Annotated in this window: 10 protein-coding genes; 5 read left to right on the forward strand and 5 right to left on the reverse strand. The window is 70.2% G+C overall.

Annotated features, from left to right (window positions below):
• The first annotated feature begins 39 nt into the window (after positions 1-39).
• From AC1DIW_RS10690 to AC1DIW_RS10700, 3 genes are read left to right on the forward strand one after another with little or no spacing between them, the layout of a single operon-like run.
• Positions 40-918 carry an aldo/keto reductase gene (locus AC1DIW_RS10690; RefSeq protein ID WP_478108056.1) on the forward strand — a complete coding sequence of 293 codons (879 nt, stop codon included), beginning with the start codon at positions 40-42 and terminating at the stop codon, positions 916-918.
• A 44-nt stretch (positions 919-962) separates the two neighbouring features.
• A complete protein-coding gene (locus AC1DIW_RS10695) occupies positions 963-1,466 on the forward strand; it encodes an SDR family oxidoreductase (protein ID WP_478108057.1) in 504 nt (167 codons plus the stop codon).
• 23 nt (positions 1,467-1,489) lie between these two features.
• Positions 1,490-2,479, forward strand: coding sequence for an aldo/keto reductase (locus tag AC1DIW_RS10700; RefSeq protein WP_478108059.1), 990 nt, complete (start codon positions 1,490-1,492; stop codon positions 2,477-2,479).
• A gap of 214 nt (positions 2,480-2,693) precedes the next feature.
• Here the strand turns inward: AC1DIW_RS10700 and AC1DIW_RS10705 are convergent, their stop codons facing one another.
• The 5 genes from AC1DIW_RS10705 to AC1DIW_RS10725 form a co-directional block, all read right to left on the reverse strand.
• Positions 2,694-4,223, reverse strand: coding sequence for a helix-turn-helix domain-containing protein (locus AC1DIW_RS10705; RefSeq protein ID WP_478108060.1), 1,530 nt, complete (start codon positions 4,221-4,223; stop codon positions 2,694-2,696).
• A gap of 120 nt (positions 4,224-4,343) precedes the next feature.
• On the reverse strand, positions 4,344-6,473 hold the full coding sequence (locus AC1DIW_RS10710) for a 3-hydroxyacyl-CoA dehydrogenase NAD-binding domain-containing protein (protein WP_478108062.1): 2,130 nt from the start codon (positions 6,471-6,473) through the stop codon (positions 4,344-4,346).
• Positions 6,470-7,699, reverse strand: coding sequence for a thiolase family protein (locus AC1DIW_RS10715; protein ID WP_442278192.1), 1,230 nt, complete (start codon positions 7,697-7,699; stop codon positions 6,470-6,472). The genes AC1DIW_RS10710 and AC1DIW_RS10715 overlap by 4 nt, the downstream gene beginning before the upstream one ends.
• Positions 7,700-8,276: 577 nt before the next feature.
• Positions 8,277-9,560, reverse strand: coding sequence for an HRDC domain-containing protein (locus tag AC1DIW_RS10720; RefSeq protein WP_478108064.1), 1,284 nt, complete (start codon positions 9,558-9,560; stop codon positions 8,277-8,279).
• A complete protein-coding gene (locus tag AC1DIW_RS10725; RefSeq protein WP_442278190.1) occupies positions 9,557-10,141 on the reverse strand; it encodes a DUF3000 domain-containing protein in 585 nt (194 codons plus the stop codon). The genes AC1DIW_RS10720 and AC1DIW_RS10725 overlap by 4 nt, the downstream gene beginning before the upstream one ends.
• Before the next feature lie 95 nt (positions 10,142-10,236).
• Here AC1DIW_RS10725 and hemE point away from each other — a divergent pair, with 95 nt between their 5' ends.
• Both hemE and murJ read left to right on the forward strand, forming a co-directional pair.
• Positions 10,237-11,289: a uroporphyrinogen decarboxylase gene (hemE, locus tag AC1DIW_RS10730; RefSeq protein ID WP_478108066.1), complete on the forward strand. Its 1,053-nt coding sequence runs from the start codon at positions 10,237-10,239 to the stop codon at positions 11,287-11,289.
• Positions 11,286-12,971 carry a murein biosynthesis integral membrane protein MurJ gene (gene murJ / locus AC1DIW_RS10735; protein ID WP_478108068.1) on the forward strand — a complete coding sequence of 562 codons (1,686 nt, stop codon included), beginning with the start codon at positions 11,286-11,288 and terminating at the stop codon, positions 12,969-12,971. Before hemE ends, murJ begins: the two co-directional genes overlap by 4 nt.
• The last annotated feature ends 50 nt before the right edge of the window (positions 12,972-13,021 follow it).

Below are 13,021 nucleotides of genomic sequence, written 5' to 3' on the forward strand. Positions count from 1 at the left end.
CCCTCCCACCCGCAGAAGCCCTCGCCTACGGTCGATGGCATGACGACACTGCAGCTGAACAACCACGTCGAGATGCCTGCTGTCGGTCTCGGGGTGTTCCAGACCCCACCGGAGGAGACCCGCGCCGCCGTCGAGGCGGCCCTGGCGACCGGCTACCGGCACATCGACACCGCCGCCGCGTACGGCAACGAGCGCGAGGTCGGCGAGGCGCTCCGAAGCTCCGGCGTGCCCCGCGACGAGGTCTTCCTCGAGACGAAGGTCTGGATCAGCGACTACGGCTACGAGCAGACCCTCCACGGCTTCGACAAGAGCGCCGGCAAGCTCGGCGTCGAGCAGGTCGACCTGCTCATCCTTCACCAGCCCCTCCCGTCCGACTTCGACAAGGCCCTCGAGGCGTACCGGGCGCTCGAGACGCTCCTCGCGGACGGCAAGGTGCGCGCCATCGGCGTCAGCAACTTCATGGTCGACCACCTCACCGCGCTGCTCGACCAGGCGACGGTCGTACCCGCGGTCAACCAGATCGAGCTCCATCCCTACTTCCAGCAGAAGCCGGTCCAGGAGCTCGGCGCGCAGCTCGGGATCCTGACGCAGGCGTGGTCCCCGATCGGTGGCATCACCTTCTACCGCGACGGCAAACACGGCAGCACCCTCGAGGACCCGGTCATCGGCGGCATCGCCGACGCACACGGCAAGACGCCCGCCCAGGTGATGCTGCGCTGGCACCTGCAGCGGGGCCGGTCTGTCATCCCCAAGTCCACCAAGCCGCACCGCATCGCCGAGAACTTCGACGTCTTCGGCTTCGACCTGACGCGCGACGAGCTGGCCGCCATCGACGCTCTCGACACCGGGCAGCGCGGCGGTCCCGAGCCGGCCGACATCACCCTGGAGACCTTTGGGCGTGCCATCCCCGAGGCCTGAGCAGACCCGCAAACCTCCGACCGCGAGTGAGAAGACCCCGCCCCATGACCGCCACACCCCAGCCCATCCAGACCGGCCGAGTCGCCGTCATCACGGGTGCCTCGTCCGGTATCGGCGCCGCCACCGCCCGCGCCACCAGCCTCCGCACGGCCGCAGACCGCGTACGGGCCGAGCTCGGCGGCGCAGCCGTTCTCGTCGACAACGCCGGTGTCATGCTCCTAGGCCCGTTCGGCGCCGACCAGCGCGACGACTACCGCCAGATGGTCGAGGTCAACCTCCTCGGCGCGATCACCGCCGCTGAGGTCTTCCTCGACCAGATCAAGGGCGCCTCTTCGATCGGAGGTGGTGACATCGTCAACGTCTCCTCGGTCGCCGGCCGCACCGCCCGCGCCGGCAACGGCGTCTACGCCGCGACGAAGTGGGGCCTCAACGGGTGGTCCGAGTCGCTCCGGCAGGAGCTGCTCCCGGACGTGCGCGTCACCTCACCATCAACGAGATCCTCCTGCGGCCAGCCGGACAGCTCTGACACTCAACGGGTTTCGCCCTGATTCCACCACGAAGGAGAACAGCAATGCAGACACGCACTCTCGGCACACGCGGGCTGAAGGTGTCCGCTCTCGGACTCGGCTGCATGGGCATGAGCCAGTCCTTCGGACCACGACCCCCAGGCGAGGAGATGATCACGTTCCTGCGCGCCGCGGTCGACCGGGGCGTCACCCTGTTCGACACCGCTGAGGTCTATGGCCCGTTCCACAACGAAGAGCTGGTGGGGGAGGCCCTGCAACCCGTCCGCGAGGACGTCGTCATCGCCACCAAGTTCGGGTTCGCCTTTGACGAGAATGGCGCGCAGACCGGCGTCACCAGCCGACCGGACAGCATCCGCGCCGCGGTCGAGGGCTCGCTCCGCCGCCTGCGCACCGACGCGATCGACCTGCTCTACCAGCACCGTGTCGACCCGGACGTGCCCATCGAAGAGGTCGCCGGCACCGTCAAGGAGCTCATCGAGGCGGGCAAGGTCCACCACTTCGGGATGTCGGAGGCCGGCGTCGAGACGATCCGCCGCGCCCACGCGGTGCAGCCGGTCACGGCCCTGCAGAGCGAGTACTCCCTCTTCTGGCGTGAGCCGGAGGAGGCGATCCTTCCGGCGCTCGAGGAGCTCGGGATCGGTTTCGTGCCGTTCAGCCCTCTTGGCCGCGGGTTCCTGACCGGTCAGGTCACCGCCACCACCGAGTTCGGCGAAGGCGACATCCGCGCCTCTCTCCCGCGCTTCGAGCGGGAAGCGCTGCAAGCCAACCTCGCGCTCGTCGACCTCATCAGGACGGTGGCCGAGCGCAAGCAGGCCACGGTCGGCCAGGTCGCGCTGGCCTGGCTCCTCGCGCAGCGGCCGTGGATCACCCCGATCCCCGGGACCAGAAGGCTCGAGCGCCTCGACGAGAACCTCGGATCCGCAGACCTCGACCTCACCCCTGACGACCTGGCAGAGCTCGACCGGGCATCGGCCAGCGTGCAGGTCCACGGCGAGCGCTACCCCGAGGCCATGCAGCGCATGATCGACCGCTGAGCCAGCCAGAGACTACTGGCGTTCCCACGCTTCCCCGGTGCGTCGTAGTGCTGCCTGTGCGGGCAGCGGCGTGAAGCTCGTCGCTTGTGGCGAACAGCCCATCGGCCCTCGGGAGAGTTGTGTCGATCCTGTGCGAAGCGCCAGAGACGCACTGGTCCGGCGAACACATCGGCGCAGGTCAGCGCGGTGGCTGCGCGTGACCTGCGCCGAATGCTCAGATGTCGCGGAAGACCTCGATGGTCGCGCCCAGCGCATTGAGGCGCTCGGCGAGGTCCTCGTAGCCGCGGTTGATGACGTAGACGTTGCGCAGCACGGACGTGCCCGGGGCGGCGAGCATCGCGAGCAGCACGACGACGCCGGGACGCAGGGCCGGCGGGCAGACGACCTCGGCCGCGCGCCACCGCGTCGGGCCCTCCACGATGACGCGGTGCGGGTCGAGCAGCTGCACCTTGGCGCCGACCTTCGTCAGCTCGGTGAGGTAGATCGCACGGTTCTCGTAGACCCAGTCATGGATCATCGTGCTGCCCTCGGCGACGGCGCCGATCAGCGCGAAGAAGGGCAGGTTGTCGATGTTGAGGCCGGGGAACGGCATCGGGTGGATCTTGTCGATCGGCGCGTGGAGCGGCCCGGGGATCGTTGTGAGGTCGACGAGTCGGGTCCTGCCGTTGGCCGAGGTGTACTCCGCTGACAGGTTGTACTTCATGCCCATGCCGTCGAGGGTGGCGAGCTCGATCTCGATGAACTCGATCGGGACCCGGCGGATCGTGATCGAGCTGTCGGTGACGACGGCGGCCGCGATGAGGCTCATCGCCTCGATCGGGTCCTCGCTGGGGGAGTACTCCACGTCCACGTCGATGTCGGCGACGCCGTGGACCGTCAGGGTCGTCGTGCCGATGCCGTCGATGCGGACGCCGAGCTTCTCGAGGAAGAAGCAGAGGTCCTGGACCATGTAGTTGGGGCTCGCGTTGCGGATCACCGTCGTGCCTGCGTGGCGGGCGGCCGCCATGAGGACGTTCTCGGTGACCGTGTCGCCGCGCTCGGTGAGCACGATCGGCCGCTCGGGCGCGACCGACCGGTCGGAGCGCGCCTCGTAGAAGCCGTGCGTGGCCGCGACCTCGAGCCCGAACGAGCGCAGGGCGGCCAGGTGGGGCTCGACGGTGCGGGTGCCGAGGTCGCAGCCACCGGCATACGGCAGCTGGAAGCTCTCGAGCTCGTGGAGCAGCGGGCCGAGGAACATGATGACGGTGCGCGTGCGTCGCGCCGCGGCGACATCGATGTCGTCGAGGTTCAGCTCCGCCGGGGGGATGATCTCGAGGTCGTTGCTGTCCGGGAGCCAGCGGGTGCGCACGCCGATCGAGGCGAGCACCTCGAGGATGCGGTTGACCTCCTCGATGCGGGCCAGGCTGCGCAGCGTCGTGCGGCCGCGGTTGAGCAGGGCGGCGCACAGGAGCGCGACGGCGGCGTTCTTCGAGGTCTTGACCTCGATCGAGCCGTTGAGCTTCTGGCCGCCGACGATACGCAGGTGCTGGGGCCCGGAGTGGCCGAGCGAGACGAACTCGGAGTCGAGGGCGTCGCCGATCTTGGCGAGCATGTCGAGGCTGAGGTTCTGCTTGCCCTGCTCGATCCGGGTCACCGCGCCTTGCGAGGTCCCGAGGAGGTCAGCGAGGTCCGACTGGGTCATTCCCTTGTGGCGTCGCGCGTCGCGGATGAGTCCGCCGATTCGGGTCAGGTAGGTCTGAGGCACGGCTTCGAGGCTAACTCATATATGAGTTAAGGCAAATCGCCCACGCCGACACGGGGCCGCGGACCCGTCGTGCTGGGTCCGCGGCCCCGTGGCCTGCCCTGTCGTATGCCGTGTCCTGCGTCAGCCGCGGGCGTTGGCGACGCCCTGGGGCAGGAAACGCGAGCCAGTGACGGCCTCGGCGACGCCCGTGCGGTCGAGCAGGGGCGTGATGCCGCCGTTCCAGAACTGGAAGCCCGCGCCCGTGATCATGGCCAGGTCGATGTCCATCGGGGCCTGGGCGACACCCTCGTCGAGCATCCGGCGCGCCTCGTCGGCGAGGACCGTGAGCACCCGCTCGCGCACCTGGGCGAGGTCGAGCACGACCGGCTCGGCCGGCTTCTCGATGAGCTCGGCGACCTCGGGGTCGAGCACCGGACGGCCGGAGCTCAGGTCGTAGAAACCGCGCTTGCCGGCAGCGACGATCCGCTGGAGCGTCGGCGAGGCGTAGAAGCGGTCGGGGAACGCCCTCACGAGCGTCTCACCGTTGTGCAACGCGATGGCCGGACCGACGAGCCCGATCAGCACGAAGGGCGGCATCGGGGCGAGACCGGCGAAGGCCCGGTCGACGACCTCGATCGGCGTGCCCTCGTCGAGGATCTTCGCGGCCTCGCCCATGAAGCGGCCGAGGAGGCGGTTGACGATGAAGGACGGCCGGTCCGCGGCCCGGATGCACGTCTTCTTCAGCGCCTTGCCGACGGCGAAGGCCGTTGCGAGAGTGGGGTCGTCGGTGCGCTCGCCGGGGATGATCTCGAGCAGCGGCATGACGGCCACCGGGTTGAAGAAGTGGAAGCCGACGACACGCTCCGGGTGCTCGAGCGTCGATGCCATCTCGGCGATCGAAAGGCTCGAGGTGTTCGTCGCGAGCACGCACTCGGGCGAGACGACGGCCTCGACCTCGGCGAAGACCTGCTGCTTGACCGACATCTCCTCGAAGACCGCCTCGATGACGAAGTCGGCGTCGGCGAAGCCGTCCTTGCTCGTCGACCCGCTGACGAGGGCCTTGTAGCGGTTGAGCTTGTCCGTGCCCAGCCGGCCCTTGCCCGCGAGCTTGTCGAGCTCGGCGTGGACGTAGCCGACGCCCTTGGCGACGCGCTCGTCGTCGATGTCGGTCAGCACGACCGGCACCTGCAGTCGCTGGATGAAGAGCAGTGCGAGCTGGCTGGCCATGAGCCCGGCGCCGACGATGCCGACCTTGGTCACCTTCCGGGCGAGGCTCTTGTCAGGCGCCCCGGCCGGGCGCTTGGCGCGCTTCTGCACGAGGTCGAACGCGTAGAGCCCGGCCCGCAGCTCGTCGCTCATGAGCAGGTCGGCGAGCACCTCGTCCTCGGCGGCGAAGCCCTGCTCGCGGGTCGCGGTGCGCGCGGCTGCGAGCAGGTCGAGGGCGGCATACGGGCTCCTGGCCTGGCGGCCGGTCTTGACGTCGGCGAGCCCCTTGGCCTTGGCGATCGCGGCGTTCCACGCCGTCTCGTCGCGGTCGACCTCTGCACGCTCGACCGTCACTTCGCCGGACAGGACGCGCGCGGCCCAGGCGATCGACTCCTCGAGGAAGTCGGCCGGCTCGAGGAGCGCGTCGGCCATGCCGAGCTTGTAGGCGTCGACGCCCTTGAGCATGCGGTTCTGGCTCAGCGGGTTGTCGATGACGACGGTGATGGCCTTCTCGACACCGATGAGGTTGGGCAGCATCCAGCAGCCACCCCAGCCGGGGACGAGGCCGAGGAAGACCTCCGGCAGCGCGACGGCGGGCACTCCGGCGCTCATCGTCCGGTAGGTCGCCGACAGCGCCAGCTCGACGCCACCGCCCATGGCCGCGCCGTTGACGAACGCGAACGTCGGGACCGGCAGGTCGGAGAAGGCGGCGTATGCCGCATGGCCGGCTCGTGCGATCTCGAGCGCCTGGTCGCGGGACCCGATGAAGGGAACGCCCGTGAGGTCGGCGCCCACAGCGAAGATGAACGGCTTGCCGGTGACGGCCACGGCGACGATCTCGCCCGCCTCGGCACGCTCGCGAAGGCGTCCGATCGTCTCGGTGAGACCGGCGATCGACTGCGGGCCGAAGGTGTTGGGCTTGGTGTGGTCGAAGCCGTTGTCGAGCGTGATGAGGGCGAGCGTGCCGCCGCCACCCGGGAGGTCGATGTCGTGGACGGGCGTACGGGTCACGACCTCGCTCGCGAAATCAGCTGCAGCCGTGGGCTTCTCGGTCGTGGCGGTCACGCGACGTCCTCCTTCTCGATCGAGGCGACGTAGTCCTCGTGGTGCGGGTTCTCCCAGATGACGGCGCCGCCCATGCCGATGCCGATGCACATCGCGGTCAGGCCGTAGCGCACCTCGGGGTGCTCCTCGAACTGGCGGGCGAGCTGGGTCATCAGGCGCACACCGGAGCTGGCGAGCGGGTGGCCGGTGGCGATGGCGCCGCCGTACTCGTTGACGCGCGGGTCGTCGTCCGCGATGCCGAAGTGGTCGAGGAAGGCGAGCACCTGCACGGCAAAGGCCTCGTTGAGCTCGAAGAGCCCGATGTCCTCGATGGTGAGGCCGGCCTTGGCGAGGGCCTTCTCCGTGGCCGGGACGGGGCCGACCCCCATGACCTCGGGCTCGACGCCGACGAAGGAGAACGACACCAGACGCATCCGGACCGGCAGGCCGAGATCGGTGGCGGCCTGCTCGGAGGCGAGCAGGCAGGCCGTGGCGCCGTCGTTGAGACCTGCAGCGTTGCCCGCGGTCACGTTGCCGTGGGCGCGGAAGGGGGTCTTGAGCTGGCCGAGGTCGTCGACGGTCGTGCCGGGGCGCGGCGGCTCGTCGGCGGTGGCGAGGCCCCAGCCCTTCTCGGCGTGGCGGGTGGCCACGGTGACGAGGTCGCGCTGGATCTTGCCGTCGGCATACGCCTGCGCGAGCTTGTCCTGGCTGCCGACGGCGAAGGCGTCGGAGCGCTGCTTCGTCAGCTGGGGGAAGCGGTCGTGGAGGTTTTCGGCGGTCTTGCCCATGACGAGCGCGTCGGGGTCGACGATCTTCTCGGACACGATGCGCGGGTTCGGGTCGACGCCCTCGCCCATGGGGTGGCGGCCCATGTGCTCGACGCCGCCGGCGATGGCGATGTCGTAGGCGCCGAAGGCGATCGAGCTGGCTGTGTTGGTCACAGCGGTCATCGCGCCGGCGCACATCCGGTCGACGGAGTAGCCGGGCGTCGTGTTCGGCAGGCCCGAGAGGAGGGCGGCCGTGCGGCCGAGCGTCAGTCCCTGGTCGCCGATCTGGGTGGTCGCCGCGATGGCGACCTCCTCGACCTTGTCCTTGGGAAGGTTCGGGTTGCGGTGCAGCAGCTCGCGGATGCACCGGATGACGAGGTCGTCGGCCCGGGTCTGGGCATACATGCCCTTGTCGCCGGCCTTGCCGAACGGCGTCCGGACGCCGTCGACGAAGACGACCTCATGAAGTGCGCGGGGCACAGTGCCTCCTGATGTGGTTCTACAGCGGTCAGGTCGAGACTACTGCCGGGTAACTTCAGGGCCAACGGGCCTCCGGGTGACCATCCTCACCACCGCCCGTGCGCGCCCAGTCAGACAATCGAAAGAGCAATCCGTCCGCCCTGCCCGTCAGTCAACCGTGAGCGCGTCCCGGACGGATTGCTCTTTCGATTGGAGGAGGGGGGTCAGGCGGGGGCGTGCTCGCTGCACGCGAGCGAGATGAGTGGCGCGGTGATGGTCGTCTGCCAGCGCCGCGCTCTCGACAGCGTCAGCGTTCCCCTGCGAACGATCGAAAGAGCAATCCATCCGCCCTGCGGGTCAGCCAGCCGTGAGCGGGTCCCGGACGGATTGCTCTTTCGATTGGGGGAGGGGGGCAGGCGGGGGCGTGCTCGCTGCACGCGAGCGAGATGAGTGTCGCGGTGATCGTCGTCTGCCAGCGGCGCTCTAGACGGCGTCAGCGTTCCCCCTCCGAACAATCGAAAGAGCAATCCGTCCGCCCTGCCGGTCAGTCAACCGTGAGGCGTCCCGGACGGATTGCTCTTTCGATTGGGGGAGGGGGTCAGGCGGGGGCGTGCTCGCTGCACGCGAGCGAGATGAGTGGCGCTGTGATGGTCGTCTGCCAGCGCCGGGCGCCCATCGCGACGAGCGCCTCGGCGACCTCGGTCGTCGTCGGGGCGGCCGGGCCGTCCCAGAGGAAGCGGCGCAGGAGGTCCGGGGTGAGGAGGTTCTCGACCGGGACGGCGAGCTCCTGGGAGATGGCGCCGAGCAGCTCCCGGGCCCGCGCCAGTCGGGCAGCGGCGACGGGGTCACGGTCGGCCCACGCCTTGGGTGGGGGTGGACCACTGGGCGGCAGGGCGAGGACGGGCAGGTCGGACTCGGGCAGCGCCAGGGCGTGCGCGACGACCTCGATGATCGCCTCCTGGTGACGCCGCACCGATCGCGCGAGCCGCGGCTCGGCGGAGCCCACGGTGCGCGGCGGCTTGGTCGCGCGCTGGTTGGCGACGGCGATCTCGCTGATCGCGGCGTCGGGAAGGATTCGCCCGGGAGAGGTGTCCCGTTCCTGGGCCATGCGGTCACGCCACAGCCACAGCTCGCGCACGATCGCGAGACCGCGTCGGCCGCGCACCTTGTGCATCCCGGTGGTGCGTCGCCAGGGGTCGACGCGTGGCTCCGGGCCGGTGAAGTCGAGCAGGTGCTCGAACTCCTCTGCGGCCCAAGCGATCTTGCCCTGCGACGAGAGCTCCGCAGCGACGGCGTCACGGAGGTCCACGAGCACCTCCACGTCGAGGGCGGCATACAGCAGCCACGGCTCGGGCAGCGGCCGCACCGACCAGTCGACGGCGGAGTGCTCCTTGGCGAGCTGGAGGCCGAGGTAGTGCTCGACCATCGCGCCGAGGCCGACGCGGGGTAGCCCGGCGAGACGCCCCCCGAGCTCGGTGTCGAAGAGCGACTGCGGACGGAGGCCGACCTCGGCCAGGCACGGAAGGTCCTGGGTGGCGGCGTGCAGGATCCACTCGGCGTCGCCGATGGCCTCGCCGACGGGGGAGAGGTCGGGGCACGCGATGGGGTCGATGAGCCAGGTGCCTGCGCCCTCGCGCCTGATCTGGACGAGGTAGGCGCGCTGGCCGTAGCGGTAGCCCGACGCCCGCTCGGCGTCGATGCCCACCGGACCCGTGCCCGACCCGATCGCCTCGGCGGCGCGCATCAGTGTGCGCTCGTCGACGACGACGTCGGGCACGCCGTCACGCGGGTGGGTCAGGGGGACGAGGTCCGGGACGTGGTCAGGCGCGATGCCGGCGGCGTCGTCGAGGTCGTTGATGGTCTCGCTCGGCTCTGCCGTCACCGTCGCTGCCCCGGTAGCGGGACCACGCCGTCGGGCAGTGGGGGGATGCCGGCGATGGTGCACAGCATGTCGGCCCAGGCCCGGAGGTGGTCGGCGACGTCTCCGCCCGCCGGCGTCCACGAGGCCCGGATCTCCATCTCGACGCTCGCCTCGCGGTCCGCGAGCCCCGCGAAGCTCTCGCTGACGACGCGCGTCACCGTCCCCGCCTCGGCCGTCCAGCCGAGGTTGCGGTTGGTCAGGGAGTCGGAGAGCCAGGACCAGCCGACCGCACCGAGCATCGGATCGCCGGCGAGCTCGGGCTCGAGCTCGGCCCGGGCGAAGGTGACGATGCGCCACTGCCCGTCCCACGTGTCGGGCGCCGCGGGATCGTGCAGCACGACGAACCGGCCGGTCGCGAGGTCCTCGTCGGGGTCCTCGACGTCGATGACGTCGGCGGTGAGGGCTGCGGCGTACGGGGCGATGCGGGTCGGCGCCGGCACCTCGGTCAGGCGCACCTCGGAGCGCAGACGGACGTCTCGCAGGGCGCTGAGCGTCCGTGCGAAGACCGCGCCGTGATTGCCCGGCAACGTTCGCGTGTGCACCAGATGAGGGTAAGCCGCAGTCGGGCGTTCTGTCCTCAGGGCGCGCCGGGTGCGCGTGGCGCGGGGCCACCCGGGCGTCGTGGCAGGATTGACCGGTGCCGACCACTGCTCCGACCGCCACCCGCCAGAGCGACCTCGTCCGCGCTGCGCGCCGCGAGTCGGTCACCCGGACGCCGGTGTGGTTCATGCGCCAGGCTGGTCGATCGCTCCCCGAGTACCGCGCCGTGCGCGAGGGCATCCCGATGCTCGAGTCGTGCATGCGGCCCGACCTCGTCACGGAGATCACGCTGCAACCGGTGCGTCGTCACGGCGTCGACGCGGCCATCTTCTTCAGTGACATCGTCGTGCCGCTCAAGGCGATCGGCGTCGACCTCGACATCGTGCCGGGTGTCGGTCCCGTCGTGGCCCGGCCGATCCGGACCGCGGCCGATCTCGACCAGCTCGTCCCGCTGACTCCGGAGCACGTCCCCTTCGTCACCGAGGCCGTGGGCCAGCTGGTCCGTGAGCTCGGCGACATCCCGCTCATCGGATTCGCCGGGGCGCCCTTCACGCTCGCCTCCTACCTCGTCGAGGGCGGGCCCTCGAAGAACCACGAGAAGACCAAGGCGCTCATGCACGGCGACCCGGACCTGTGGGACGCCCTGTGTGCCCGACTCGCCCAGATCTCAGGCGAGTTCCTGCGTGTGCAGGCACTGGCCGGTGCCAGCGCCGTGCAGCTGTTCGACTCCTGGGCCGGTGCGCTGTCGCGCGCGGACTACGCCGCCCGCGCGATGCCGCACTCCGCGGTCGCGCTGGGCATGGTCGAGGACCTCGACGTGCCCCGCATCCACTTCGGGGTGGGCACGGGCGAGCTGCTGGCTCTCATGGGGGCGGCTGGGGCCGAGGTGGTCGGGGTCGACTACCGCGTGTCGCTGACCGACGCCGTCGACCGGCTCGGGCCGACGTATGCCGTGCAGGGCAACCTCGACCCAGCCCTGCTCTTCGCGCCGTGGGACGCCCTCGAACGGCGCGTGCGGGAGATCGTCGAGGAAGGGCGCCGCGCGCCCGGCCACATCTTCAACCTCGGTCACGGCGTGCTGCCGAACGTCGACCCCGACGTGCTCACCCGGGTGACCGCGCTCGTCCACGAGTGCTCGAGCCGCCGATGACGACGGCGGCTCCCTCGGTCGCTCGCTCCAGTCTCACCATGCTCGGTGGGTCGGTGGCGTCGCGCGTCCTCGGGGTGGTGCGCAACGGTCTCATCACCGCGATCATCGGTGCGCAGCTGGCGGGCGACGCCTTCTCCCTGGCCAACACCCTCCCCAACGTCCTCTACGTCCTCGCCGCTGGCGGCATCCTCAACGCGGTGCTCATCCCGTCGCTCGCGCGCGCCATGAAGCTCGAGGACGGCGGCCAGGAGTTCACCGACCGCGTCATCACGGTCGCCCTGGCCGGGATGGCTCTCATCACCGTCGTCGTCATGGCCGGGGCCGGCGGCTTCGTGTGGCTGCTCGCGCGCAGCTCCTCGCCCCAGTTCAAGGACCTCGCGCTGGCGTTCTCGCTCATCTGCCTCCCGCAGATCTTCTTCTACGGTCTCTTCGCCCTGCTCGGGCAGGTCCTCAACGCGCGGGGGCAGTTCGGCGCGTTCGCGTGGGCGCCCTTCATCGCCAACGTCGTCGCGGTCGCCGGCCTCGTCCTCTTCCTCGTCGTCTTCGGTCAGCCGCACCGCGTCGGTCCGAACCGGCAGCAGCAGCCCCGCGACCCCTCCGAGTGGACCGGACCGATGATCTGGCTCTTCGCAGGCTCGGCGACGCTCTCCGTCGTGGTCCAGGCGCTCTCGCTCGTGCCGGCCCTGCGGCGCACCGGGTTCCACTACCGGCCGCGCTGGGGCCTGCGAGGAGTCGGGCTCGGTGGAGTGAGCCGGCTCGCCCTCTGGGCCTTCTCCGGCCTGGCCGTCTCACAGATCGGCTTCTTCATCAGCCAGGGCGTCCTCAACAACGCCACCGCGCAGGCCAGCGTGCTCGGGTTGAAGAGCGCTGCACGTGGACCCATGGCCTACAGCATCGCGTTCACGCTCTTCATGCTGCCGCACGCCTTCATCACGGTCTCGATCATGACGGCGCTCTTCCCGCGCTTCTCGGCGGCAGCCGCTGCCGGCGATCGGGAGGGCCTTCGACGTGACTTCCGCTCCGGTCTGGCGATGCCGCTGGTGGCGAACGTGCCGATCATGGTGGCGGTCATCGTGCTCGCCAACCCGATCGTGGCGCTGCTCAACCCGGGAATCGACGCCCGGTCCGTCGAGGTGTCGGCCAGCGTCCTGATCATCATGATCCTCGGGCTCGTCCCGTTCGGTCTCGACCTGCTCTGCTACCGCATGTTCTTCGCGCTCGAGGACGGCAAGCCGACCGTCGTCATGCAGGCCCTGCTCACCGCCATCAGCGCTCTCGCCGGTGTCGTGACGTTCTTCGTCAACCCGGTGTGGGCCATCGGCATCATGGCGATGGGTCAGACCGTGGGCAACGTGGTCAGCTCGGGGGTGGGCCTCGTCCTGCTGCGCCGGCGCACCGGACCCCTCGGCCTCATGGGCGGGCTGGTCACGGCGTCGCGCGTCGGCGTTGCTGCCGCCGTCGCCGGTGTCGTCGCCTGGGGGGTGACGTTGGTGCTCCATCCGATCACCGGCGCCGCCATCGAGAGCTCGCCCTCCGCGATCAAGCGGATGTTCGCCAGCGCGGTGGAGATCGGTCTCGTCGGCCTCGTCTTCGGTGTCATCTACGTCGGCATCGCCCACGCCCTGCACGTGCGCGAGGTCCGCCAGGTCGGGGACATGCTCCGCCGGCGGTTCGGTCGCTGACCGAACCGCCGACGAACGGCCGACGAACCGCCGACGAACCGCTGACCGCG

The organism is Terrabacter sp. 01T434 (assembly GCF_056398545.1).